At 69.5% G+C, this 20,767-nt stretch carries 19 protein-coding genes; 14 read left to right on the top strand and 5 right to left on the bottom strand.

Going from position 1 to position 20,767, the window contains the following annotated elements; genetic code table 11:
- The 6 genes from tsf to ACWCO3_RS09045 all read left to right on the top strand — a co-directional run bounded on the left by tsf (position 1) and on the right by ACWCO3_RS09045 (position 6,609).
- Positions 1-828 (top strand): translation elongation factor Ts, encoded by an 828-nt coding sequence (gene tsf / locus ACWCO3_RS09070; protein WP_145785067.1) that lies wholly within the window; start codon positions 1-3, stop codon positions 826-828.
- A 161-nt stretch (positions 829-989) separates the two neighbouring features.
- Positions 990-1,757, top strand: coding sequence for a UMP kinase (pyrH, locus tag ACWCO3_RS09065; RefSeq protein WP_030335195.1), 768 nt, complete (start codon positions 990-992; stop codon positions 1,755-1,757).
- Between the two features lie 79 nt (positions 1,758-1,836).
- Positions 1,837-2,394, top strand: a complete 558-nt coding sequence (frr, locus tag ACWCO3_RS09060; protein WP_088991032.1) for a ribosome recycling factor — start codon at positions 1,837-1,839, stop codon at positions 2,392-2,394.
- A gap of 351 nt (positions 2,395-2,745) precedes the next feature.
- A complete protein-coding gene (locus ACWCO3_RS09055) occupies positions 2,746-4,161 on the top strand; it encodes a phosphatidate cytidylyltransferase (protein ID WP_450009284.1) in 1,416 nt (471 codons plus the stop codon).
- Between the two features lie 104 nt (positions 4,162-4,265).
- Positions 4,266-5,423 carry a 23S rRNA (adenine(2503)-C(2))-methyltransferase RlmN gene (rlmN, locus tag ACWCO3_RS09050; protein ID WP_145785065.1) on the top strand — a complete coding sequence of 386 codons (1,158 nt, stop codon included), beginning with the start codon at positions 4,266-4,268 and terminating at the stop codon, positions 5,421-5,423.
- 31 nt (positions 5,424-5,454) lie between these two features.
- Complete coding sequence (locus ACWCO3_RS09045; RefSeq protein WP_145785064.1) at positions 5,455-6,609, top strand: DivIVA domain-containing protein; 1,155 nt, start codon at positions 5,455-5,457, stop codon at positions 6,607-6,609.
- Positions 6,610-6,693: 84 nt separating this feature from the next.
- Here ACWCO3_RS09045 and ACWCO3_RS09040 read toward each other — a convergent pair whose 3' ends face one another.
- Positions 6,694-6,915 (bottom strand): DUF2631 domain-containing protein, encoded by a 222-nt coding sequence (locus ACWCO3_RS09040; RefSeq protein WP_088991027.1) that lies wholly within the window; start codon positions 6,913-6,915, stop codon positions 6,694-6,696.
- A 198-nt stretch (positions 6,916-7,113) separates the two neighbouring features.
- Here ACWCO3_RS09040 and ACWCO3_RS09035 point away from each other — a divergent pair, with 198 nt between their 5' ends.
- Complete coding sequence (locus ACWCO3_RS09035; RefSeq protein ID WP_145785063.1) at positions 7,114-8,694, top strand: Rieske 2Fe-2S domain-containing protein; 1,581 nt, start codon at positions 7,114-7,116, stop codon at positions 8,692-8,694.
- A gap of 139 nt (positions 8,695-8,833) precedes the next feature.
- Here ACWCO3_RS09035 and ACWCO3_RS09030 read toward each other — a convergent pair whose 3' ends face one another.
- Entirely contained in the window at positions 8,834-10,426 is a 1,593-nt protein-coding gene (locus ACWCO3_RS09030; RefSeq protein ID WP_145785062.1) for a phytoene desaturase family protein, read from the bottom strand.
- Positions 10,427-10,572: 146 nt separating this feature from the next.
- Between ACWCO3_RS09030 and ACWCO3_RS09025 the strand changes: the two genes are divergently transcribed.
- A complete protein-coding gene (locus tag ACWCO3_RS09025; RefSeq protein ID WP_450009280.1) occupies positions 10,573-11,736 on the top strand; it encodes an alkaline phosphatase PhoX in 1,164 nt (387 codons plus the stop codon).
- Between the two features lie 71 nt (positions 11,737-11,807).
- Here the strand turns inward: ACWCO3_RS09025 and ACWCO3_RS09020 are convergent, their stop codons facing one another.
- Positions 11,808-12,656 (bottom strand): YhjD/YihY/BrkB family envelope integrity protein, encoded by an 849-nt coding sequence (locus tag ACWCO3_RS09020; protein ID WP_145785060.1) that lies wholly within the window; start codon positions 12,654-12,656, stop codon positions 11,808-11,810.
- Positions 12,657-12,707: 51 nt separating this feature from the next.
- Between ACWCO3_RS09020 and ACWCO3_RS09015 the strand changes: the two genes are divergently transcribed.
- Together ACWCO3_RS09015 and ACWCO3_RS09010 are read left to right on the top strand one after the other, a co-directional pair.
- Positions 12,708-13,259 carry a GNAT family N-acetyltransferase gene (locus tag ACWCO3_RS09015; RefSeq protein ID WP_145785059.1) on the top strand — a complete coding sequence of 184 codons (552 nt, stop codon included), beginning with the start codon at positions 12,708-12,710 and terminating at the stop codon, positions 13,257-13,259.
- Positions 13,260-13,635: 376 nt separating this feature from the next.
- Positions 13,636-17,607 carry a CARDB domain-containing protein gene (locus ACWCO3_RS09010; protein ID WP_450009278.1) on the top strand — a complete coding sequence of 1,324 codons (3,972 nt, stop codon included), beginning with the start codon at positions 13,636-13,638 and terminating at the stop codon, positions 17,605-17,607.
- Here the strand turns inward: ACWCO3_RS09010 and ACWCO3_RS09005 are convergent.
- Both ACWCO3_RS09005 and ACWCO3_RS09000 read right to left on the bottom strand, forming a co-directional pair.
- Positions 17,604-17,933: a hypothetical protein gene (locus ACWCO3_RS09005; protein ID WP_450009276.1), complete on the bottom strand. Its 330-nt coding sequence runs from the start codon at positions 17,931-17,933 to the stop codon at positions 17,604-17,606. The two genes, ACWCO3_RS09010 and ACWCO3_RS09005, sit on opposite strands and share 4 nt — an antisense overlap.
- The gene (locus ACWCO3_RS09000; RefSeq protein ID WP_358166917.1) at positions 17,930-18,169 is read right to left on the bottom strand and encodes a hypothetical protein; all 240 of its coding nucleotides are present in this window, start codon (positions 18,167-18,169) and stop codon (positions 17,930-17,932) included. The genes ACWCO3_RS09005 and ACWCO3_RS09000 overlap by 4 nt, the downstream gene beginning before the upstream one ends.
- Before the next feature lie 132 nt (positions 18,170-18,301).
- Here ACWCO3_RS09000 and ACWCO3_RS08995 point away from each other — a divergent pair, with 132 nt between their 5' ends.
- The 4 genes from ACWCO3_RS08995 (at position 18,302) to ACWCO3_RS08980 (ending at position 20,667) form a co-directional block, all read left to right on the top strand.
- On the top strand, positions 18,302-19,183 hold the full coding sequence (locus ACWCO3_RS08995; RefSeq protein ID WP_145785056.1) for a helix-turn-helix domain-containing protein: 882 nt from the start codon (positions 18,302-18,304) through the stop codon (positions 19,181-19,183).
- Between the two features lie 4 nt (positions 19,184-19,187).
- Positions 19,188-19,364, top strand: a complete 177-nt coding sequence (locus tag ACWCO3_RS08990; protein ID WP_145785828.1) for a DUF397 domain-containing protein — start codon at positions 19,188-19,190, stop codon at positions 19,362-19,364.
- A gap of 40 nt (positions 19,365-19,404) precedes the next feature.
- Complete coding sequence (locus ACWCO3_RS08985; protein WP_450009273.1) at positions 19,405-19,857, top strand: hypothetical protein; 453 nt, start codon at positions 19,405-19,407, stop codon at positions 19,855-19,857.
- A gap of 129 nt (positions 19,858-19,986) precedes the next feature.
- Positions 19,987-20,667: an XRE family transcriptional regulator gene (locus tag ACWCO3_RS08980; RefSeq protein WP_450009271.1), complete on the top strand. Its 681-nt coding sequence runs from the start codon at positions 19,987-19,989 to the stop codon at positions 20,665-20,667.
- The last annotated feature ends 100 nt before the right edge of the window (positions 20,668-20,767 follow it).

Genomic DNA, 20,767 nt, shown 5'->3' with positions numbered 1-20,767 from the left:
ATGTCCCAAATCACCGCCGCGGACGTCAAGAAGCTCCGCGACCTCACCGGCGCCGGCATGATGGACAGCAAGAAGGCGCTGACCGAGGCCGAGGGCGACTTCGACAAGGCCGTCGAGATCCTGCGCGTCAAGGGCGCCAAGGACGTCGGCAAGCGGGCCGGTCGTACGGCCGCCAACGGCTTGGTCGCCCACTCCGGCAAGGCCCTGTTGGAGCTCAACTGCGAGACCGACTTCGTCGCCAAGACCGAGTCGTTCATCGCGCTGGCCCAGCAGCTGGTCGAGCACGGTGAGCGCTCCGGCGTGAACACCGCCGAGGAGCTGCTCGCCAGCGAGCTCGACGGCAAGGTCGTCGCCGACCTGATTCAGGAGCAGTCGGCCAAGATCGGCGAGAAGCTGGTCCTCAACCGGTTCGCCAAGGTCGAGGGCACCACCGCCGTCTACCTGCACCGCAAGGCCCAGGACCTGCCGCCGGCCGTTGGCGTGCTGGTGTCGTACACCGGTAAGACCGACGAGGCCGGCGACGCCGACGCCCGTGGTGTGGCCATGCAGATCGCCGCGATGCGACCGAAGTACCTCACCCGGGACGAGGTTCCGGCCGAGATCGTCGAGTCCGAGCGGCGCATCGCCGAGCAGACCGCCCGCGAGGAGAACAAGCCCGAGGCGGCCCTGCCGAAGATCGTCGAGGGTCGGGTGAACTCGTTCTTCAAGGACTACGTCCTGATCGAGCAGTCGTCCGTCGCTGACAACAAGAAGTCGGTGAAGCAGGTGCTGGCCGAGGCCGGCATCGAGGTCACCCGCTTCGTGCGGTTCGAGGTCGGCCAGGCCTGAGCCGTCACCGGGCGCCCTGGGCGCCCGTGGGCAGGAGACGTCGACGAGGAGGCCGCCGGTGTACGTGACAGGCACCGCGGCCTCCTTGTCACATAGGGTCGGCAGCGGCAGGTTCGCGGTACGCGCCGCACGGGGCGTGCGCGTGGTGAAGGGCGGGGCGGATGACGCAGGTTGTGAGTGACCGGACGCTGGAGCTGGACGATCCGACGGCACCGCCGCCGGGGCGGGCCCGCCGGGTGGTGCTGAAGCTCTCCGGTGAGGTTTTCGGTGGTGGCGCGATCGGCGTCGACCCGGACGTCGTCCAAGCCATCGCCCGGCAGATCGCCACAGTGGTCCGCCGCGGCGTGCAGGTCTCCGTGGTGGTCGGCGGCGGCAACTTCTTCCGCGGCGCGGAGCTGCAGAAGCGCGGGATGGACCGGGCCCGCGCCGACTACATGGGCATGCTCGGCACGGTGATGAACTGCCTCGCGCTCCAGGACTTCCTGGAGAAGGAGGGCATCGAGACCCGGGTGCAGAGCGCCATCACGATGGCCCAGGTCGCCGAGCCGTACATCCCGTTGCGGGCGATCCGGCACCTGGAGAAGGGCCGCGTGGTCATCTTCGGCGCCGGTGCCGGCATGCCGTACTTCTCCACCGACACGGTGGCCGCCCAGCGGGCTCTGGAGATCCGGGCCGATGTGGTGCTGATGAGCAAGAACGGCGTGGACGGCGTCTACACCGCCGACCCCCGGATCGACCCCACCGCCAGCAAGCTCGACTCGATCACCTTCTCCGAGGTGCTGCGCCGCAACCTGCGGGTGGCCGACGCGGCGGCGTTCAGCCTCTGCATGGAGAACGGCCTGCCGATGCTGGTCTTCGGCGCGCAGGGTGACGACACCATCATCCGCGCGGTGGGTGGCGACAAGATCGGCACCCTGATCACCGCCTGAGCCCCGCCGATCGCGGTGGCGGCGGTCTGACGACTTTCAGCAGAGCCCACGACGAGCACAGAAGGAGGCGAGGAGACCGGTGATCGACGACACCCTCCTCGAGGCCGAGGAAAAGATGGAGCGTGCGGTGGAGCACGCCAAGGAGGAGTTCGGCGCCATCCGCACCGGTCGCGCGAACCCCGCCATGTTCTCCAAGGTCATCATTGACTACTACGGCACTCCCACGCCGCTGACCCAGATGGCGTCCATCGCGATCCCCGAGCCGCGGATGGCGATCATCAAGCCGTACGACAACTCGCAGATCAACGCGATGGAGAAGGCGATCCGCGACTCGGACCTCGGGGTGAACCCGAACAACGAGGGCAGCCAGCTGCGCATCCTGCTTCCCCAGATGACCGAGGAACGCCGCCGCGACATGATCAAGGTGGCCCGGCACAAGGGCGAGGAGGCCAAGGTGGCGATCCGTAACGTCCGCCGCCGTGGCAAGGAGGAGCTGGACCGCATCGTCAAGGACGGTGAGGCCGGCGAGGACGAGGGTCGCCGCGCCGAGAAGGAACTCGACGACCTGACCCAGCGCTACGTCGCCAGCGTCGACGACCTGGTGAAGCACAAGGAAACCGAGCTGCTCGAGGTGTGACGGTCCGCCCGCTGGCGGGTGTGATGTTCCGAGGCCCGTTCCCCGATGTGGGAACGGGCCTCGTGTCGTACGTCGAGGGCATCCGGCTGTGGATTCCGTCCGCGATGCCGTACCGGCTGGGTGGGCGCCGCCGTCACGCGGGCCGCCGACCAGGGCGGGGTCCGTAGGCGTGCCTCGTCCGCCGTGCCGTTCCGGTGAGTGCAGTAGGCTCGGCAGGATTCCCGGCCACCGGGTGGTGAACCATGGGAATCGACCGACCGTCGAGGCGGTCAACCGGAGAACATCGCGCGTGTAGGGGATGCTTGTGGTCGTGCGTCATGTGGTGGTCCTCGCGCCCCGTCGCGGTGCGTGATGTCCCGCCCCGACCCCTACGGCAGCGAGCCTCGCGGCTGGGACCGCCCGGAGCGCCCGGTGGCGCTGCCCTGGCCCGACCAGGAGTTGGACGCCGGCCAGTGGAGCCGCGGCCCGACCGCCGGCCCCGAGCTGTACGCCGACCCGCACACCCGGCCGTACGCCGAGCCACACCCGACGGGCCCGTACGACGAGCGCGGCCGTGCGGTCCGCCCGGACGACCGGGACCGTTTCGACGACCGTGACCGGCGCGATCGTTTCGACGACCGTGACCGGCGCGACGACGACCGGAACCAACCCGACCGGTACGAGGACCGGGGCCGCTCCGGCTGGCCCGGTGATCGTGCGCCCGTCGGCCCGGACGGCGCCCCCACCCGCCCGGAGCGGTTCGACGAGCCCGCCCGGTACGACGAGCCGGAGCCTTTCGACGGTCCGGTCCGCTTGGACGACGATGCGTACCCGACCGCGCAGCTCGCGCCGATCGGTGCCGAGCTGTTGCCGGACCCGGAGCCGGTGGACGAGCCGGAGCCGCCGGGTCGACGGACGAAGGGTCGGCGTCGGGCCAGCGTCGATCGACCGCCCACGCAGCAGGTGGGCAACGGACGGGCCGGCCGTAATCTTCCGGCGGCGATCGGGGTCGGGCTGGGGCTCGGCGCGCTGATCGTGGTGCCGCTGGTGTTCTACCCGTTGGCGTTCCTGCCGGTGATCGCCGGTGCCGTCGCCGTCGGCATGTGGGAGATGGCCCGCGCGGTCCGGCGCAGCGGCGCCCACCCACCCCTGGTGCCGCTGATCGCCGGCGGAGTGCTGACCGTGGGCCTGGCCTGGTTCGCCGGCCCGGACGCGCTCAGCCTGGGGCTGCTCGTCACCGTGCTGGGCACGATGATCTGGCGGCTCGGTGACGGTCCGGCCGGTTTCCAGCGGGACCTCACGGCGGCCACCCTGATCGCCGTCTACGTGCCGTTCCTAGCCGGATTCGCGGCGTTGCTGGCGGCGGCCCCCGACGACGGTTGGATGCGGATCCTGGCCACCCTGGTCGCGGTGGTCCTCTCCGACACCGGCGGGTACGCGGCCGGCGTCTCGTTCGGCAAGCACCCGATGGCCCCGTCGATCAGCCCGAAGAAGTCCTGGGAGGGCTTCGCCGGCTCGGTCACCGCAGCGGCCCTGGGCAGCGCGTTGCTGCTGTGGCTGATGTTCGAGGTGGCTCCCTGGTGGGGTGCGCTGTTCGGGGTGGCGGTGTCCTGCGCGGCGGTCCTCGGCGACCTGGCCGAGTCGATGATCAAGCGGGATCTCGGCGTCAAGGACATGAGCAACCTGCTGCCCGGCCACGGCGGTCTGATGGACCGACTGGACTCGATCCTCTTCGCGGTGCCGACCGCCTACCTGTTGCTGGCCGTCCTGGTGCCGGTGGTGAACTGAGGCATGGATCACGGCGTTCCGGTCGTCCGGCTGCGGGGGTCGCGGCCCGTTCGGCACCTCCGGATCGGCACCTGCCGCCAACGGCGTGACACACTGGACCAGCCATGACGAGCCTGCCGTTGATCCCCGCCATCTCGGATGCCCCCGCCGCGCGCCGGGCCTCCATGCCGCCGAAGCACCTCGCCGACCTGGACCTGGCCGGCCGCCAGGCGCTGGTCACCCAGTTGGGTGAGCCTGCCTTCCGTGCGAAGCAGGTCTCGAACCACTACTTCGGGCGGCTGGTCCGCGACCCGCAGGCCATGACCGACCTGCCGGCGGCGACCCGGGAGCGGCTGTCCGAGCAGTTGATGCCCACGCTGCTCACCCCGGTGCGCGAGCTCGCCTGTGACGACGGCGCGACCCGCAAGGCGCTCTGGCGGCTGCACGACGGTGCGCTGGTGGAGAGCGTGCTGATGGGCTACCCGGACCGGGTCACCGTCTGCATCTCCAGCCAGGCGGGCTGTGGCATGGCGTGCCCGTTCTGCGCGACCGGCCAGGCCGGGTTGACCCGCAACCTGTCCACGGCCGAGATCGTCGACCAGGCGGTGTACATGGCCGGTGTGGCCGCCTCCGGCGTGGTCGCCGGGTCACCGCCGCGGCTGTCGCGTGTCGTCTTCATGGGCATGGGCGAGCCGCTGGCCAACTACAACCGGGTCATCGCGGCGATCCGTCGGCTGGTCAGCCCTGCTCCGGAGGGGCTCGGCCTGTCGCAGCGGCACATCACCGTTTCCACGGTCGGCCTGGTTCCGGCCATCCGCCGACTGGCCAGCGAAGACCTCTCTGTGACCCTTGCGCTGTCGTTGCACGCGCCCGATGATGATCTGCGCGACGAACTCGTGCCGGTAAACCAGCGCTGGAAGGTAGCCGAGGTGCTGGACGCAGCGTGGGACTACGCCGCCCGGACGGGCCGTCGCGTGTCGATCGAGTACGCGATGATCAAGGACGTGAACGACCAGCCCTGGCGAGCCGACCTCCTCGGACGGCTGCTGGCCGGCAAATTGACCCACGTGAACCTCATTCCGCTCAATCCGACGCCGGGCAGTCGCTGGGACGCGAGCCCGAAGCCGGTCGAGCGGGAGTTCGTCCGGCGGTTGCGCGACGCCGGGGTGTCCACCACCGTACGGGACACCCGAGGTCGCGAGATCGACGGTGCGTGTGGCCAACTCGCCGCCGCCGAGGACAACGACACCAACACCGACCGCGCCGGAGAGGCACCGGCGTGACCGGGCGTGGCGAACGAGACCAGGAGACATAGTGGCGAGTCAGGGTCAGCGTTTCCGGCGCAAGGCGCTCCGCCGGGGATACAAGGTCGACGAGGTGGATGCCTTCCTCGACCGGGTCGAGGCGACGCTCGACGGCCGACAGGTCGGTGCGCCGGTGGCCTCCCAGGAGGTCCACGACGTCGTCTTCCGGGTCCGGTTCAACGGCTACGACGAGTGGCAGGTCGACCTTCACCTCGACCGGGTGGAGCGGCAGTTGGCCGAGCTGGAGGAGCGCAACAGCGCCGGGCGCGGTGGCGACCCCCGGATGGCTGACCGGTTGGGCCCACCGGACCGGATGGGGCCGCCGATGCGCGATGAACGGGGCATGGCCCCGCCGATGCCGCCGCGTCCGATGCCCGCCCAGGCTGGCCCGCCCGCCGACCGGTACGGCCGCTACGACGAGCCGACCGGCGCCTTCGCGGGTGGGTACGACGGCCCCCGCGGCGGGTACGACGCCCCGCGTGGCCCGGCCGGCCCCGGCCCGATGGGCCCCGGTGGTCCGATGGGCCCTGGCGGTCCGATGGGGCCCGGCCCGATGGGTGGTCACGGCGCTCCGCCGCGCGGTCTCCCCGCCGGCCCTTCCGGCTACGGCCAGGACGACCAGCGCGCGCCGGGTGGTTACGGCCAGGACGAGCAGCGCGCGCCCGGCGGGTACGGCCCGCCGGAGGAGCCGCGTTTCGACGGCTTCGAGGCCGGTCGGCACGGCCGCACCGACATGACCGCCGAGATCCGGATGCCCGAGCGGGACCTGCGTGACATGCGCCGGGGCCCGGCCGGTCCGCCTCAGCTGCCCCAGCAGGGCATGGGTGGCCCGCCGATGGCCGGTCCGCCCGCTGTCGCCGGTCCTCCGATGGGCGGCCCCCCGATGGTCGGTCCGCCGATGGCCGGTCCTCCCGGCAGCGACCTGTACCGGGTCGACCAGATCCGCCGCAGCTTCCAGGTCCGTCGGTTCGGCAGCGGGTACGACCCCGACCAGGTGGACCGGTTCTTCGAAACCCTGCTGGGTGGGATGCAGCGCCGCAACCCGATGCCGGTCGACCCGAAGGACCTCGACACGCTGCGGTTCGGGCTGGTTCCGGGCGGCTACTTCGAGGCCGAGGTGGACGCCGCGCTCAAGGACGTGCAGGACATTCTCTTCGGGCGCTGACCCGACGCGTACGGACGAGGGCCCGTCCCCGGGTGGGGGCGGGCCCTCGGCGTACGTCGGTCGGTCGTCCGGCGGACGGTCGGGTCAGGAGCGCAGACCGCTGCGCCGCAGCACGATGTCGCCGATCACGATGATCAGCAGCAGTGCGGCCAGGCCGATCAGCCAGAGGTCCTCGACCCTGCCCTCGTGGTTGCCGCAGATCATCGCCAGCAGCGCCAGCGCCGACAGCACCGCGCCGATCTGCCCGGCTTTGCGGTGCCCGGGCTTGTGCTGGTCTGGCGACGTTACCGGCTCGCTTCCTGCCACTGTCGGTCCTTCCCTCGCGATCGGATCTTTGGTTAGTCTGGCACGCCTCCCGCTCGGGGCGGCGAGGTGGGGGTTTCCTGGCCATCAGGCTCTGCCCACCCGGGCCGGACGGCACTACCGGCGTCGCGGGGCGACGGTCAGACTCACTCCGGTAGCGTTTGGCGTACACCTGATTGTCTGTTTGAGGGGGACTGTGCGGTGCGAGTGACCGGAACCGGGCACGCCAGCATGCGGATCGACACGGCCGCGGGCAGCATCCTGTGCGACCCGTGGGTCAATCCGGCGTACTTCGCCTCGTGGTTCCCCTTCCCGGACAATTCCCTGCTCGACTGGGAGAGCCTGGGCCAGGTCGACTACCTGTACGTCTCCCACCTGCACCGGGACCACTTCGACGCGAAGCACCTGCGGGACTTCGTCTCGAAGGACGCCACCGTCCTGCTGCCCGAGTTCCCCACCTCGGAGATGGAGGACGAGTTCCGGGCGCTGGGCTTCACCAAGTTCCTGAAGGCGCCCAACGAGCAGGTGGTGGAGCTGCCCGGCGGGCTGAAGATCATGATTCAGGCGTTGACCAGCCCGACCGACGGCCCGATCGGCGACTCGTCGCTGTGGGTCGAGTACGACGGGGTGCGGCTGCTCAACCAGAATGACGCCCGTCCGACCGACCTGAGCGTCTTCGCCGAGCTGGGGCACGTGCATGCGCACCTGCTCCAGTTCTCCGGCGCGATCTGGTACCCGATGGTCTACGAGCTGCCGCAGGCGGCGAAGACCGCGTTCGGCAAGCAGAAGCGTGACCGGCAGTTCGACCGGACGTGGCGCTACATCGACGACCTGAAGGCCGACCACGTCTTCCCGATCGCCGGCCCGCCCTGCTTCCTCGACGACGAGCTGTGGCAGTTCAACGACATCCACGGCGACGAGGGCAACATCTTCCCCGACCAGTCGGTCTTCCTCACGGAGTACGCGAAGGTCGGCGGCACCAACGGGATCGTGCTGCTGCCGGGCAGCGTCGCCGAGGTCACCACCGAGGGCGCGAGCACCACCCACCCGGTGCCGGTGGAGGAGTTCTTCGCGAACAAGGTCGCCCACCTGGAGGAGATGCGGGAGCGCAAGCGCCCGGTCATCGAGGCGGAGAAGGCGTCCTGGCGGCACCCCGAGGTGGACGTGCTCGGCGAGATGAAGCGCCGGATCGAGCCGCTGCTCGACGAGTCGATCTACTTGGCCAAGGGCGTGGGCGGTCCGGTCCGCTTCGACCTGGTTGGGTACGACGGCGAGAGCGTCGAGTCGATCGTGGTGGACTTCCCCGGTAAGGAGGTCCGGCCGTACGCCGACGAGAAGGTCCGCTACCGGTTCCGGACCGAGCGGTCGTTGATCGAGCACCTGCTCTTCATCGACGAGGTGGACTGGGTCAACTCGCTCTTCCTGTCCTGCCGGTTCTCGGCGGCCCGGATCGGTCAGTACAACGAGTTCGTCTACGCGTTCTTCAAGTGCCTGTCCGAGGAGCGTCTCCAGTACGCCGAGGGCTGGTACGACGAGCACGAGCGCACCACCGACGCCGAGGACATCACGCTGGGCGACTGGGTGGTGCAGCGGCGCTGCCCGCACCTGAAGGCCGACCTGACCCGCTTCGGCATCGTGGACGGTGACCAGCTCACCTGCCAGTTGCACGGCTGGCGCTTCGACCTGCCCAGTGGGCGCTGCCTGACGAGCGTCGGCCACAAGGTGCGCGCCCACCGGGTGGACGCGGAAACCCCAGCCCCCGCCGGCGAAGCCCTCTCCTAACCCCAACCCGCCCCACCGACCCGGTCCAGCCCAGCCCGTTCCGGCCCGTTGATCATGAAGTTATTACCACGACACGCCGCGGTGTCGGGCAATAACTTCATGATCAACGGGGTCAGGGTGGGGGCGGGGTGGGGCGGGGTTAGGGGAGGTCGGCGAGGATTCGGCGGGCGGCGTTGTGGCCGGCGGCGCCGATGACGCTGCCGGCCGGGTGGCAGCCGGCGCTGCCCGCGTACACGCCGTCGATCCCGGTGGCGTAGGGCATTCGGTCGGTGAACGAAACAGTGTTGTCGACGTGGTGGATGTGCCCACCGGTGATGCCGAAGTGCGCCTCGATGCCGGGCGGGGGCAGGGGCACCGCGTCGGCGATCAGGTCACCGGTGCCGGGGGCGTACCGCTCGACGATCTCGACCAGCCGGTCGACGTAGCCGGGCAGTTCCGCGTCCCAGGTCGTGCCGGCCAGCTCGTAGGGGACCGACTGGACGAACAGCGCCGACGAATGGTGCCCGGCGGCGTCGGAGAGCGACGGGTCGACGGTGGTGTGCAGGTACCACTCGATGGTCGGCTCGGCCGGCAGTCGCCCGGCCTGCACGTCCGCCCACATCGCCCGCAGCGCGGTCATCGGCGAGGTGGCCTCCCCGCCGACCAGCGAGGCAGAGCCGGGCAGCAGGTGGATGGTCGAGCCGAACGGGCTCGGCGTGCCGGCCGGCAGGCAGGAGAACCGGGGCAGCCCGGTGAGCGCCAGGTTGAGCTTGAGGGTGGTGCCGGGGCGGCGGACCGCCGCCATCCGTTCGCCGAGTGGCGCCGGGAGCGCGCCGTCGGGCAACAGGTCCATCAGCCGGTACGGGTCACACGCGCCGAGCACCACAGGCGCGGCGACCTGTCGGCCGTCGGCCAGTACGACACCGCTGGCCGCGCCGCCGTCCAGTGTCACCGCGCTCACCGGCGTACCGGTCAGGATGGTCGCCCCGGCGGCGCGGGCGGCCTCGGCGAACGTCCGTGAGACGGTGCCCATCCCGCCCTCGGCGATCATCCAGGTGCCGCCCGACCCGGGGAGTCTGCACATGTTGTGCACGAGAAAGTTGTGGCCGGTGCCGGGGTCGTCCGGGCCGGCGTTGAGGCCGGACAGCCCGTCGGTGACGGCGTACATGCTGACCAGCAGCTCGGAGCGGAACTCGAACCGGGCCAGGTAGTCGGCTACCGAACCCTGGACGAGGTCGACGAAGACCTGCCGCAGGGCCGGTCGGACGTGCTGCTCGGCGGTCTCCTGGACACTCAGCGGTTCGGCCAGCCAGGCCGGGGCGAGGTCCTCACGCAGCGCCGCCAGCTCGGCCTGCATGGCGTCGTCGGCGGCCACGTCGGCGGGGGAGAAGAACTCGGCGAGCTGCGCCCGGGTCGCGGCGGTGTCGCTGCCGAAGAGCAGGTACGGCGAGCCGAGGCCGCCGGGCGTGGGCAGGAAGTAGTGCGGGTCGCGGCGCAGCACCGGGATCCGTACGTCGAGGGTGGCGAGCAGTTCCGGCGGCATCAGCCCGAGCAGGTACGAGCCGGTGGAGTGGCGCAGCCCCGGCACCTTCGGGAAAGGGTTCTCGGTGCGGGTCGCGCCGCCGAGCACGTCGGCGGCCTCCAGCACCAGGACGTCCAGTCCGGCGCGGGCCAGCAGGACTGCGGAGACCAGGCCGTTGTGCCCGGCACCGACGATCACGACGTCGGCGCGGGCCGGAATCTCACTGCTCATGCCGCGGCAGCCTAGTCCGCGCCGCCCGGCCAGGTCAGCCCTTCGCCCGCCCAGCCGTCACCCCTCGTTCACCGGGCAGTGGCTGCGATCGATGCCGCTGCGGTCCTACCGTCGGTTGGACATCGACCACTCCGGGAGGTTCACCGATGGACCGTCGTACCGTCCTGCGTTCCGCCGTCGCCGGCGCGGCCGCCTTCTCCGGCAGCCTCTGGGCCGGCGCTGCCCTGGCTGCCCCCGCCCAGCCCGGCCCCGGCCCGTACGGGGACCTGTTGGCGGCAGACGTCAACGGCATCCAGTTGCCGGCCGGTTTCACCAGTCGGGTTGTCGCTCGTTCCGGTCAACGGGTCCCGGGCACCTCGTACCTCTGGCACTGGGCTCCGGACGGCGGCGCCTGTTTCCGCGCCGGCGACGGCTGGATCTACGTGTCGAACTCGGAGGTCCCGTTCGTCGGGGGCGCGTCGGCGGTCCGCTTCGCGGCGGATGGTGCGGTCGTCTCGGCGTACCGGATTCTCGGCGGCACGAACGTCAACTGCGCCGGTGGGGCGACCCCGTGGGGCACCTGGCTGTCTTGCGAGGAGGTGCCACTCGGTCGGGTCTTCGAGACGTGGCCGGACGGCAGCCGGTCGGCCGAGGAGCGGACCCGGATGGGCCGGTTCACCCACGAGGCCGCCGCGTGCGATCCGGACCGCGGGGTGGTCTACCTGACCGAGGACGAGGAGGACGGCTGCTTCTACCGCTTCGTGCCGGACACCTGGGGCGATCTGCGTACCGGTCGGGTGCAGGTGCTCTGCGCACCGGCCGACCAGGTCGCCGGGCCGGTCACCTGGCGGGACGTACCGGACCGGGACGGCTTCCCGATCCCCACTCGGCTGCAGGTGGGCGCGGCGAAGCACTTCGACGGCGGCGAGGGTTGCTGGTACGACCGGGGTACCTGCTGGTTCACCACGAAGGGCGACAACCGGGTCTGGGCGTACGACGCGGTCAACCAGCGTCTCGACCTGGCGTACGACGATTCGTTGGTGCCGGTGGGCGCGGCACCGCTGACCGGGGTGGACAACATCACGGGCACCGCCTCCGGTGACCTCTACGTCGCCGAGGACGGCGGCAACATGGAGGTCAACGTCATCACGCCGGCTGGAGTGGTGGCACCCATCGTGCGGATCATCGGGCAGTCGTCGTCGGAGATCACCGGCCCGGCCTTCTCGCCGGACGGCTCCCGCCTGTACTTCTCGTCCCAACGCGGCACCAGTGGTGCGTCAACCGGTGCCAACGGCATCACCTACGAGATCCACGGCCCCTTCCGCCGCTGACCCCACCCGCTGCCCTGGTGATCAAGAGGTTTGCGTCAGCGGACGGCGCGAAACTGACGCAAACCTCTTGATCAACCTGGCTGGGCGGGGGTGGCGGCGCGGTTGGTGCGCCAGGTGGAGAGGGCCAGGGTGGCGGAGTAGCCGGCCAGGACGATCACGTGGAACAGGTACAGCCAGAGGAGCACGGCGACTCCCGCGCCGATCTCGTCGAAGCCGCCGAACGGCACCCCCAGGTTCAGGGGGAGCGAGGCGAAGAGCACGAAGCCGTGCAGGAAGCCGGAGAGGTTGGCCGCTGTGAACGACCCGATCGCGAGCGTGGAGAGCCAGTCCGGTGAGGCCGGCCCGACCACCCGGAACACCCACATCAGCACCGGCGTGAGCACCAGCCAGACCGCGAGGAACGACAGGACCACGCCGAGGACACCGAGCCAACCGCCCTGGCGTACGAGGCCAGTGGTCAGCGGGAGCGCCAGCAGGATCGACAGCAGCAGCGCGGGGGCCGGCGCGAGCAGTGGCAGCAGCAGCAGTCGGCCCCGCCAGCCGACCAGGTGCTCGTCGGTCCGGGGTGCGGCCACCGACACGAAGGCCCGGCGCAGGCCCTCGCCGTAGAGCGACGCGGGCAGCAATGAGGCCAGTGCCAGCAGCGGGGTCAACTCCACACCGGCGTTGACCAGCGCGTCCACCGCCCGGGGTGCGCCGATCGCGGTGGGTAGGGCCTCCACGGCGTGCGAGGTGAGCCGGCGTACCCGATCGGCCCCGGCCAGCAGTGCGGTGAGCCAGATGGCGAGGAGGGCGACCGGCACCACAGCGATCGCCCCGTAGAAGGTGATCGCGGCGGCGTGCAGCGACAGGTCCCGCCCACGTACCGGGCGGAACGCGGCGCTGGTGATCCGCTTCGCCCGCTGCCATCCGTTGCCCATCGCCGTCTCCTTCCCTGTCGTCGGGGCCGCCACTCCTTAAGATCGCCGGTCATGACTGTTGTCACGACCGAACGCCTCATCCTGCGCGATTGGACCGATGATCCGGCGGACCTGGCCCGGATCTACGACATCTACTCCCGCCCGGACATCACCCGTTGGCTGGCCGTGTCGCCCGGCCTACCGATGACCGACCCGGCCCAGGCCGCCGAGCGGCTGCAGATCTGGCGGGACCGGCACGCGGCCGACGACGGCCGGTACGGCACCTGGGCGATCGAGGTACGCGAGACGGGTCAGGTGGCGGGCACGGTGCTGCTCAAGCCACTGCCGGGCATCGACGAGGCGGTGCTCACCGAGCACATCGAGACGGGTTGGCACCTGCACCCGGACTCGTGGGGTCACGGGTACGCCACCGAGGCGGCCTCCGCGCTGTTGGCGCGGGAGTTCGCCGCCGGCGCGCCGGAGGTCTACGCGTTGGTGTCGCCGGGCAACGAGGCGTCGATGGCGGTCTGCCGACGACTCGGGATGGCGCACGTGGGTCAGCGCACCGACTGGTACGGCGGCGAGCTGTTGGAGACCTTCGTGTTGCGGGCGCCAGATGCCTGATCGTTCCGTTACGGCCTGACGCAAGATCCGCGCAAGTTCGGGGAAGGTGTCGCCTCCAGTCGTCGGAGGCGGCACCTTCCTCGCGTTGTCGGCAGTCGAGAGTGGGCAACTCCGTCAATAGTTACGGCGGTCGAAGTGTTGACGCTCCCGTAGCACGTCAGTAACCTTTGGTCAAAGTAGCGCAAGATTTCGACAAAGACGTGCACGGTTCTGTGCATGCATGCGGAAGATTCAACGGGCCTCCTGGGGAGGCCCGTTGATGCTCGGTACCCCTCTCGTCGCCGGCCCGCCCTCACCGGCCGGCGACGCACCGCCGCTCACCCCCACCCGTGGTCACCCCCGCCCGCGGCAACCGTCCCCCGACGACAGGACAGCCATGAGACGAACGAATCTGTTCAGGATGGTCGCGGCGACAGCCGCGGCCACGCTGATCGCCACGGCGGGAGCGACAGCTGTCGCGAACCCGGCCGGCGCAGCCCGCCCCGCCGACACGGCGGCAGCGCCGAGCAGCGACTTCGCCCCGGCAGCCACCAACCTCGCCCAGGGCCGACCCACCCAGGAGAGCGGCCACGCCGACGTCTACGACTCGTCGAAGGTCGTCGACGGCAACGCGGGCAGCTACTGGGAGAGCCTCAACAACGCGTTCCCGCAGTGGGTACAGGTCGATCTCGGCTCATCGCAGAGCGTCAACCAGGTCGTACTGAAACTGCCGACCAACGGCTGGGCGACCCGTACGCAGACGTTGAGCGTGCGGGGCAGCACGAACGGTTCGTCCTTCACCGATCTGGTCGGGTCGCAGACGTACACGTTCAACCCGGCGACCGGCAGCACTGTCACGATCAACTTCAGCTCGACCTCCACCCGCTACGTGCGGATCACCGTCACCGCGAACAGCGGCTGGCCGGCCGGGCAGCTCTCCGAGCTGGAGGTGTACGGCAGCGGAGGCACCACCCCGGACACCACCGCCCCGAGCGTGCCGGGCAACCTCTCGTACACCCAGTCGGGCACCACCATCAGCCTCAACTGGGTCGCGTCGACCGACAACGCGGGCGGCAGCGGCATCGCCGGCTACGACGTCTACCGCAACGGCGCGTTCCTGCAGTCCGTCGGGAACGTGACCACCTTCAACGACACGCAGCCGGCCACGGCGACAGTGTCCTACTACGTGCGGGCGCGCGACGCCGCCGGCAACCTGTCCGGTAACAGCAACACGGTGACCCGCACCGGCAGTGGCGACACCACCGCGCCGAGCGTCCCGGGGACGCTGTCGCAGAGCACGTTGGGCAGCACGATCACGCTGAACTGGGGTGCCTCCACCGACTCCGGTGGCAGTGGCCTGGCCGGCTACAACGTCTACCGGGGCGGCAACCTGATCGCCACGCTGGGCACCGTCCTCACCTACCAGGACACCCAGCCGGCGACGGCGACCGTGTCCTACTACGTCAGGGCCCGCGACGGCGCCGGCAACCTGTCCGGCAACAGCAACACCGTCACCCGGACCGGCAGCAACCCGCCCGCCTGCACCAACGTGGCGCAGGGCAAGAGCATGACCGCGAGCGGCTCCACCTTCAGCTTCACCCCGGACAAGGCGAACGACGGACAGCTCGGCAGCTACTGGGAGGGCGCGGCCAGCTACCCGCAGAACCTGACGGTGGCGCTGGGCGCGAACCACTCGATCTCCGGTGTCACCGTCAAGCTCAACCCCGACTCGGCCTGGGGCACCCGTACCCAGACCATCCAGGTCCTCGGTCGCGACCAGGCGTCGTCGTCGTACACCAGTCTGGTGTCGGCGGCGGCCTACCAGTTCGTGCAGGGCACCAACGTGGTGAGCATCCCGGTCAGCGCGACCACGGCGGACGTGCAGTTGCGGTTCACCGGCAACACCGGCGCACCGTCCGGGCAGGTCGCGGAGCTTGAGGTGTGCGGTACGCCGGCACCCAACCCGGACCTGGTGGTCAGCTCGGTGACCTGGTCGCCGTCGTCGCCCAGCGAGGCCAGCGCGGTCACCCTGTCGGCGGTGGTGCAGAACATCGGATCCGCCGCCGCAGCGGCCACCACCGTCAACTTCAGCCTGGCTGGCGCGGTCGTCGGCAGCGCCACGGTGGGCGCGCTTGCCGCGGGTGCCTCGACCACTGTGTCGTTCAACGCCGGTACGCGGCCGATGGGCAGCTACGCCGTCTCGGCGGTGGTCGACCCGACGAACACGATCGTCGAGCAGAACAACGGCAACAACAGCTTCACCGCGGCGTCGCCTCTCGTGGTGACGCAGGCGCCGGGCCCGGACCTCCAGGTGCTCAGCATCGCCTCGAACCCGCCGAATCCGGCGGTCGGGGCGTCCGTCACCTTCACCGTGGCGGTCCGCAACCGGGGTACCACCGCGACCGGCGCGACCACCGTCACCCGGCTGGTGGCGGGCAGCACCACGCTCAACACCAACACCGCCTCGATCGCGGCCGGCGCGACGGTCACCGTGGCCGTCAGCGGCAGTTGGACCGCCACCAGCGGCGGTGCCACCCTCACCGCCACCGCTGACGCCACCAACGTGGTCGCCGAGACCAACGAGAGCAACAACGCGTTCAGCCAGTCGATAGTGGTCGGACGCGGAGCGGCCGTCCCGTACACCTCCTACGAGGCGGAGGCCGGTCGCTACCAGGGCACGCTGCTGGAGACCGACCCGCTGCGCACCTTCGGCCACACCAACTTCGCGAGCGAGTCCTCGGGCCGCAAGTCGGTACGGCTCACCAGCACCGGCCAGTTCGTGGAGTTCACCTCGGCCAACCAGGCCAACTCCATAGTGGTGCGCAACTCCATCCCGGACGCTCCCGGTGGCGGCGGCATCGAGGCGACCATCAGCCTCTACGTCAACGACGTCTTCTCCCGGAAGCTGACCCTGTCGTCCAAGCACAGCTGGCTCTACGGCAACACCGACGGGCCGGAGGCGCTGACCAACACCCCGCAGGCCGACGCCCGACGGCTCTTCGACGAGTCGAACGCGCTGCTGGCGCAGTCGTACCCGGCCGGCACCCGCTTCAAGTTGCAGCGCGACTCGGGTGACACCGCCTCGTTCTACGTCATCGACTTGATCGACCTGGAGCAGGTGGCGGGGCCGGCGAGCCAGCCCGCCGGCTGCACCTCGATCACGTCGTACGGCGCGGTGCCGAACGACGGGATCGACGACACCGCAGCCATCCAGCGGGCGGTGACCGACGACCAGAACGGTGTCATCGGCTGCGTCTGGATCCCCGCCGGGCAGTGGCGGCAGGAGCAGAAGATCCTGACCGACGACCCGCTGAACCGGGGCATGCACAACCAGGTCGGCATCAGCAACGTCACGATCCGGGGCGCCGGCATGTGGCACTCGCAGCTGTACACGCTGACCGAGCCGCAGAACGTGGTGGGCGGCATCAACCACCCGCACGAGGGCAACTTCGGCTTCGACATCGACAAGAACACCCAGATCTCCGACATCGCCATCTTCGGCTCGGGCCGGATTCGGGGTGGTGACGGCAACGCCGAGGGTGGCGTCGGTCTGAACGGTCGCTTCGGCACCGGCACGAAGATCAGCAACGTCTGGATCGAGCACGCCAACGTGGGTGTCTGGGTCGGCCGCGACTACGACAACATCCCCGACCTGTGGGGCCCGGCCGACGGGCTGGACTTCAGCGGCATGCGGATCCGCAACACGTACGCCGACGGCATCAACTTCAGCAACGGCACGCGCAACTCGCGGGTGTTCAACTCGTCGTTCCGCACCACCGGTGACGACGCGCTCGCCGTCTGGGCCAACCCGTACGTGAAGGACCGCAACGTCGACATCGCCCACGACAACCACTTCGTCAACAACACCATCCAGTTGCCCTGGCGGGCCAACGGCATCGCCATCTACGGCGGCTACGACAACTCGATCCAGAACAACCTGATCTACGACACCGCCAACTACCCGGGCATCATGCTGGCGACCGACCACGACCCGCTGCCGTTCTCCGGCACGACGCTGATCGCCAACAACGGGCTCTACCGCACCGGCGGCGCATTCTGGAACGAGGACCAGGAGTTCGGTGCCATCACGATCTTCCCCGCCACCCGGGACATCGTCGGGGTCACCATCCGCGACACCGACATCATCGACTCCACATTCGACGGCATCCAGTTCAAGAACGGTGGCGGCAACATACCGAACCTCGCCATCACCAACGTGCGGATCGACAAGTCCAACAACGGTGCCGGCATCCTCGCGATGAGCGGCGCGCGCGGCAACGCCAATCTGACGAACGTGACAATCACCAACTCGGCCGACGGCAACATCGTCATCCAGCCGGGCTCACAGTTCGTCATCAACGGCGGCTAGTCCGCCGCTTGATCACCACGTTTCAGTGAGGTCGGGGTGTCCGCGGACTGCGGACACCCCGATTTCCATGAAGCCGAGTCGATCGCCGCAGCGCAGGGTCCGTCGTGGGCGTCGCGGCATCGGCAACGTCCCGCGCCGTCGAGCCGGGCGTCACAGAACACTCGGGTACGCAGAAACTGCGCGTCCTCCTCGCTGAGCGTGGTCTCACCGAAGTCCACGACGGCCAGATGACCGAGCGAGTCGCGCAGCGCCACGGCCAACGCCGTGACCTCGTCGAGGCTGGTCAGCGTGGTCGGCAGGTGGATGATCCACCGCGGCGCGGTCATCGCAACGCCACCGATCCTCCAGCAATCAACGTCTGCACCTGCTCATCGGTCAGGCCGCGCCGTTCCAGGACGCGACGGCCCCAGCGGTGCAGCCGGCACGGGTGCGCTGCCTCGTCCTTGCGGCAGCGCGCACCGTCGGGCTGCTCGGGGGCGTGCACGGTGACCGCTCTCAGCGCCAACACGACGTCAACCGTGGTGACGTACTGCGGCAGCGGTAGATCATCGACAGGTCCCATGGTCCTCCCGTCCCGAATTGTTCTCTGGCTGTCCACGAATGGTCGTTTCACTGCTGGCCCAACGCAATCTTTCGCGGCAGAATCCAGACCAAGGGGCGAGGTGTCTTACACGACGACAGTCAGGGAGATGACGTGGACGACTCCGGCAGCACAGTCCCACGGAGGCAGCTCGGCAGATATCTGAGAGAGCTTCGCGAAAATGCCTATGTGACGGTCACGGCGGCGGCCAAGGAATTGGAATGGTCGGCACCCCGAATCTGGCGGTACGAAACCGGCCAGGTCCCCATGCACCCGAACGACGTGGCGGCCATGTGCCGGGTCTACAACGCGTCTCCGGAGACGATCGAGACGATGCGGGCGCTGGCCCGGGAGACCAAGGCGCACGGCTGGTGGCACAGCTACGGCGAGGCGATCAAGGACTGGTTCAAGCTGTACGTCGGTCTGGAAGCCGCCGCCACCCGCATCCGCAAGTACGAGGCGGACCTCATTCCCGGGCTGTTGCAGACGGTCGAGTACATGACCGAGGTGATCGCCACCGACCATCCGCAGCTCGGCGAGGCGGAGCGCAAGGCTCGGGTGGACATCCGGCTGCGTCGGCAGCGCTTGCTGGCCCGTGCGGTGCCCCGCGCCCCGCATCTCGACGTCATCCTGAACGAATCGGTGTTGCGCCGGCCGCTGCGCGATCGATCGGCCATGGTCCGGCAACTGGAGGCCCTGGTGGTGACGAGCGAGCGGCACAACATCAACCTGCGCGTGCTGCCGCTGACCGCTGGGCTGTTCCGCTGGGCATCGTCTGGCACCTTCACCATGCTCGACTTCCCGACCGACGTGCGGTCGCCGGAGCCGACCACGATCTATATGGACGGTCCCTGCGGCGCGGTTTACCTTGACAAGGCGCACGAGATCGAGGTCTACGAGACCGTATGGCGCTCACTCGGGGAGCGGGCGTTGACCCCGATTGAGTCCCGCGAACTGATTGCGGCGATAGCGAAGGAGATGACCGATGCAGCGTGACGGAGTGTGGCGCACGTCGACCCGATCCGGTGGCGACGGCGACTGCGTCGAGGTGGCGGGCTTCGCCGAGTCGGTAGGCGTACGCGACAGCAAGGACCGGCAGGGGCCGGTGTTGACCTTCACACCCTTGGCCTGGGCCGCGTTCGTCCAGTTCACGGCGGTGAGTCAGCCCGTGCAATGATCAAGGCCGGCTCGCTGGCGGGGAGGCTGAGAAAATCACGATGGGTGTCGTCACGACGGGGCTCTGTCTCGTCGTACCCGCTCTGTTCGTGCTCTGGTTGTGGGGCCGACCTCTGCTCACCGGCCGCTGGAAGACTCCGGGCTGGTTCGCCGCGACGGCCGGGCTCTCGATCGTCGCCACCGCCGTCACCTGGTTCGTCGGGGCGTTCGCGGGTTCCTCCATGAACTCGGAGGAGTCCTGTCGACAGGCCGGCGTCAGCTACGACAGTGCCTACCGCGCGGCCCACTGGCGTGAGTCGTCGCGGTGGTTCCCCCTCCACGACCGATGCAACGCCACCCATGACCTGGTGCCCGCCTGGGTCAACCCGGCCCTGGTGTTGCTGTCCCTGCTCGCCGTCCTCTGCATCGGCGCAGCGGTCCGGCTGGCCGTCGTGCGACACCGGACCGCAAGGAGTCGGCGACGGTACGCGCAACTGTCCAACGATGTGGCGTAGAGGCGGCGAAGCCAGGTGACCAGCGATTCGGCACGCTGCGAGACCCTTGCCGGAGATGATGACGGTCGATCGACGAGATCAGACAGGTGGATGGCAGGCCCAGCGAACGTCGTTGCGATGATGGCTCGGTTGTCGAAGAGCCGCGGGCAGACTTTCGACAGCGTGCTGCGCGCCGCGGAGGTCGATCAGTCCGAGATCGAAGTGGCCGGTCCGTCAGCCCTGCGACGACTCGCTCCCATGCTCGGTGTGCACCCGGCAGACCTCTTGGTCCTCGCCGGCCTCGACGTGCCGAGTGACCTGGCACCCTGCGCGGCTCCGGTCGGCTCGATCCTGGACCACCTCGTGAAGACCGCTCTTCGTCTGCCCGTCGAGCAGCGCGAACACCTTCTCGGGGCGGCCAGATCGATGCCGCTTCCGGAGTCGGCAGCACCGATCGTGCGGGGGCGAGATCCGTTTCCGTACGGACCCGGAGCGGTGATCGTGCGCCTGCTGCGTAACCGCAATCTGGACAGCCTGAACTCGGCGAAAATGGTGTACCGGCTGGCCGGCATCGGGCCGTTGTCGGCGGCGACCATCAATGTGGTGGGCCTCGGCCGTAAAAAACTTGACCCCCAGCTGTTGTTCGCTTTCGCGACAGTGCTCTCCTACCGGGTCGAGGATCTGGCCGCGCTGCTCGACATCGAATTGCCGCAGACCTTACCGCCTGCGGACACCGCGTCCCGCCAAGTGGCAGAGCTGATCTGGGAGGCGCGTCACCTGAGTGCCGATCGGCTCCGCGCCCTTCAGGAGAAGCTGGTGCCGGCCGTCTGACCAGGGCTCATGGTCATCGGGGAATGTGGCTTCTGGTCGAGTGGAGTGAATGACTAAGCTCCCCGCCATGGCGACGCCGATGACGATCTCAATGGGTGGT

Source organism: Micromonospora sp. NPDC002411 (genome assembly GCF_053592955.1).
Note: the sequence above shows the minus strand (reverse complement) of the source record. Positions and strands in the feature narration are given on the sequence as shown.

What these genes read in the sequence shown, in the direction of transcription:
- pyrH (WP_030335195.1), top strand. Translation starts at nt 990, where the DNA reads ATGACGCAGGTTGTGAGTGACCGGACGCTGGAGCTGGACGATCCGACG.
- ACWCO3_RS09015 (WP_145785059.1), top strand. Translation starts at nt 12,708, where the DNA reads ATGACTGTTGTCACGACCGAACGCCTCATCCTGCGCGATTGGACCGAT.
- ACWCO3_RS09055 (WP_450009284.1), top strand. Translation starts at nt 2,746, where the DNA reads ATGTCCCGCCCCGACCCCTACGGCAGCGAGCCTCGCGGCTGGGACCGC.
- ACWCO3_RS09005 (WP_450009276.1), bottom strand. Translation starts at nt 17,933, where the DNA reads ATGACCGCGCCGCGGTGGATCATCCACCTGCCGACCACGCTGACCAGC.
- ACWCO3_RS09025 (WP_450009280.1), top strand. Translation starts at nt 10,573, where the DNA reads ATGGACCGTCGTACCGTCCTGCGTTCCGCCGTCGCCGGCGCGGCCGCC.
- rlmN (WP_145785065.1), top strand. Translation starts at nt 4,266, where the DNA reads ATGACGAGCCTGCCGTTGATCCCCGCCATCTCGGATGCCCCCGCCGCG.
- ACWCO3_RS08985 (WP_450009273.1), top strand. Translation starts at nt 19,405, where the DNA reads ATGGGTGTCGTCACGACGGGGCTCTGTCTCGTCGTACCCGCTCTGTTC.
- ACWCO3_RS09030 (WP_145785062.1), bottom strand. Translation starts at nt 10,426, where the DNA reads ATGAGCAGTGAGATTCCGGCCCGCGCCGACGTCGTGATCGTCGGTGCC.
- tsf (WP_145785067.1), top strand. Translation starts at nt 1, where the DNA reads ATGTCCCAAATCACCGCCGCGGACGTCAAGAAGCTCCGCGACCTCACC.
- ACWCO3_RS09020 (WP_145785060.1), bottom strand. Translation starts at nt 12,656, where the DNA reads ATGGGCAACGGATGGCAGCGGGCGAAGCGGATCACCAGCGCCGCGTTC.
- ACWCO3_RS09010 (WP_450009278.1), top strand. Translation starts at nt 13,636, where the DNA reads ATGAGACGAACGAATCTGTTCAGGATGGTCGCGGCGACAGCCGCGGCC.
- ACWCO3_RS09000 (WP_358166917.1), bottom strand. Translation starts at nt 18,169, where the DNA reads ATGGGACCTGTCGATGATCTACCGCTGCCGCAGTACGTCACCACGGTT.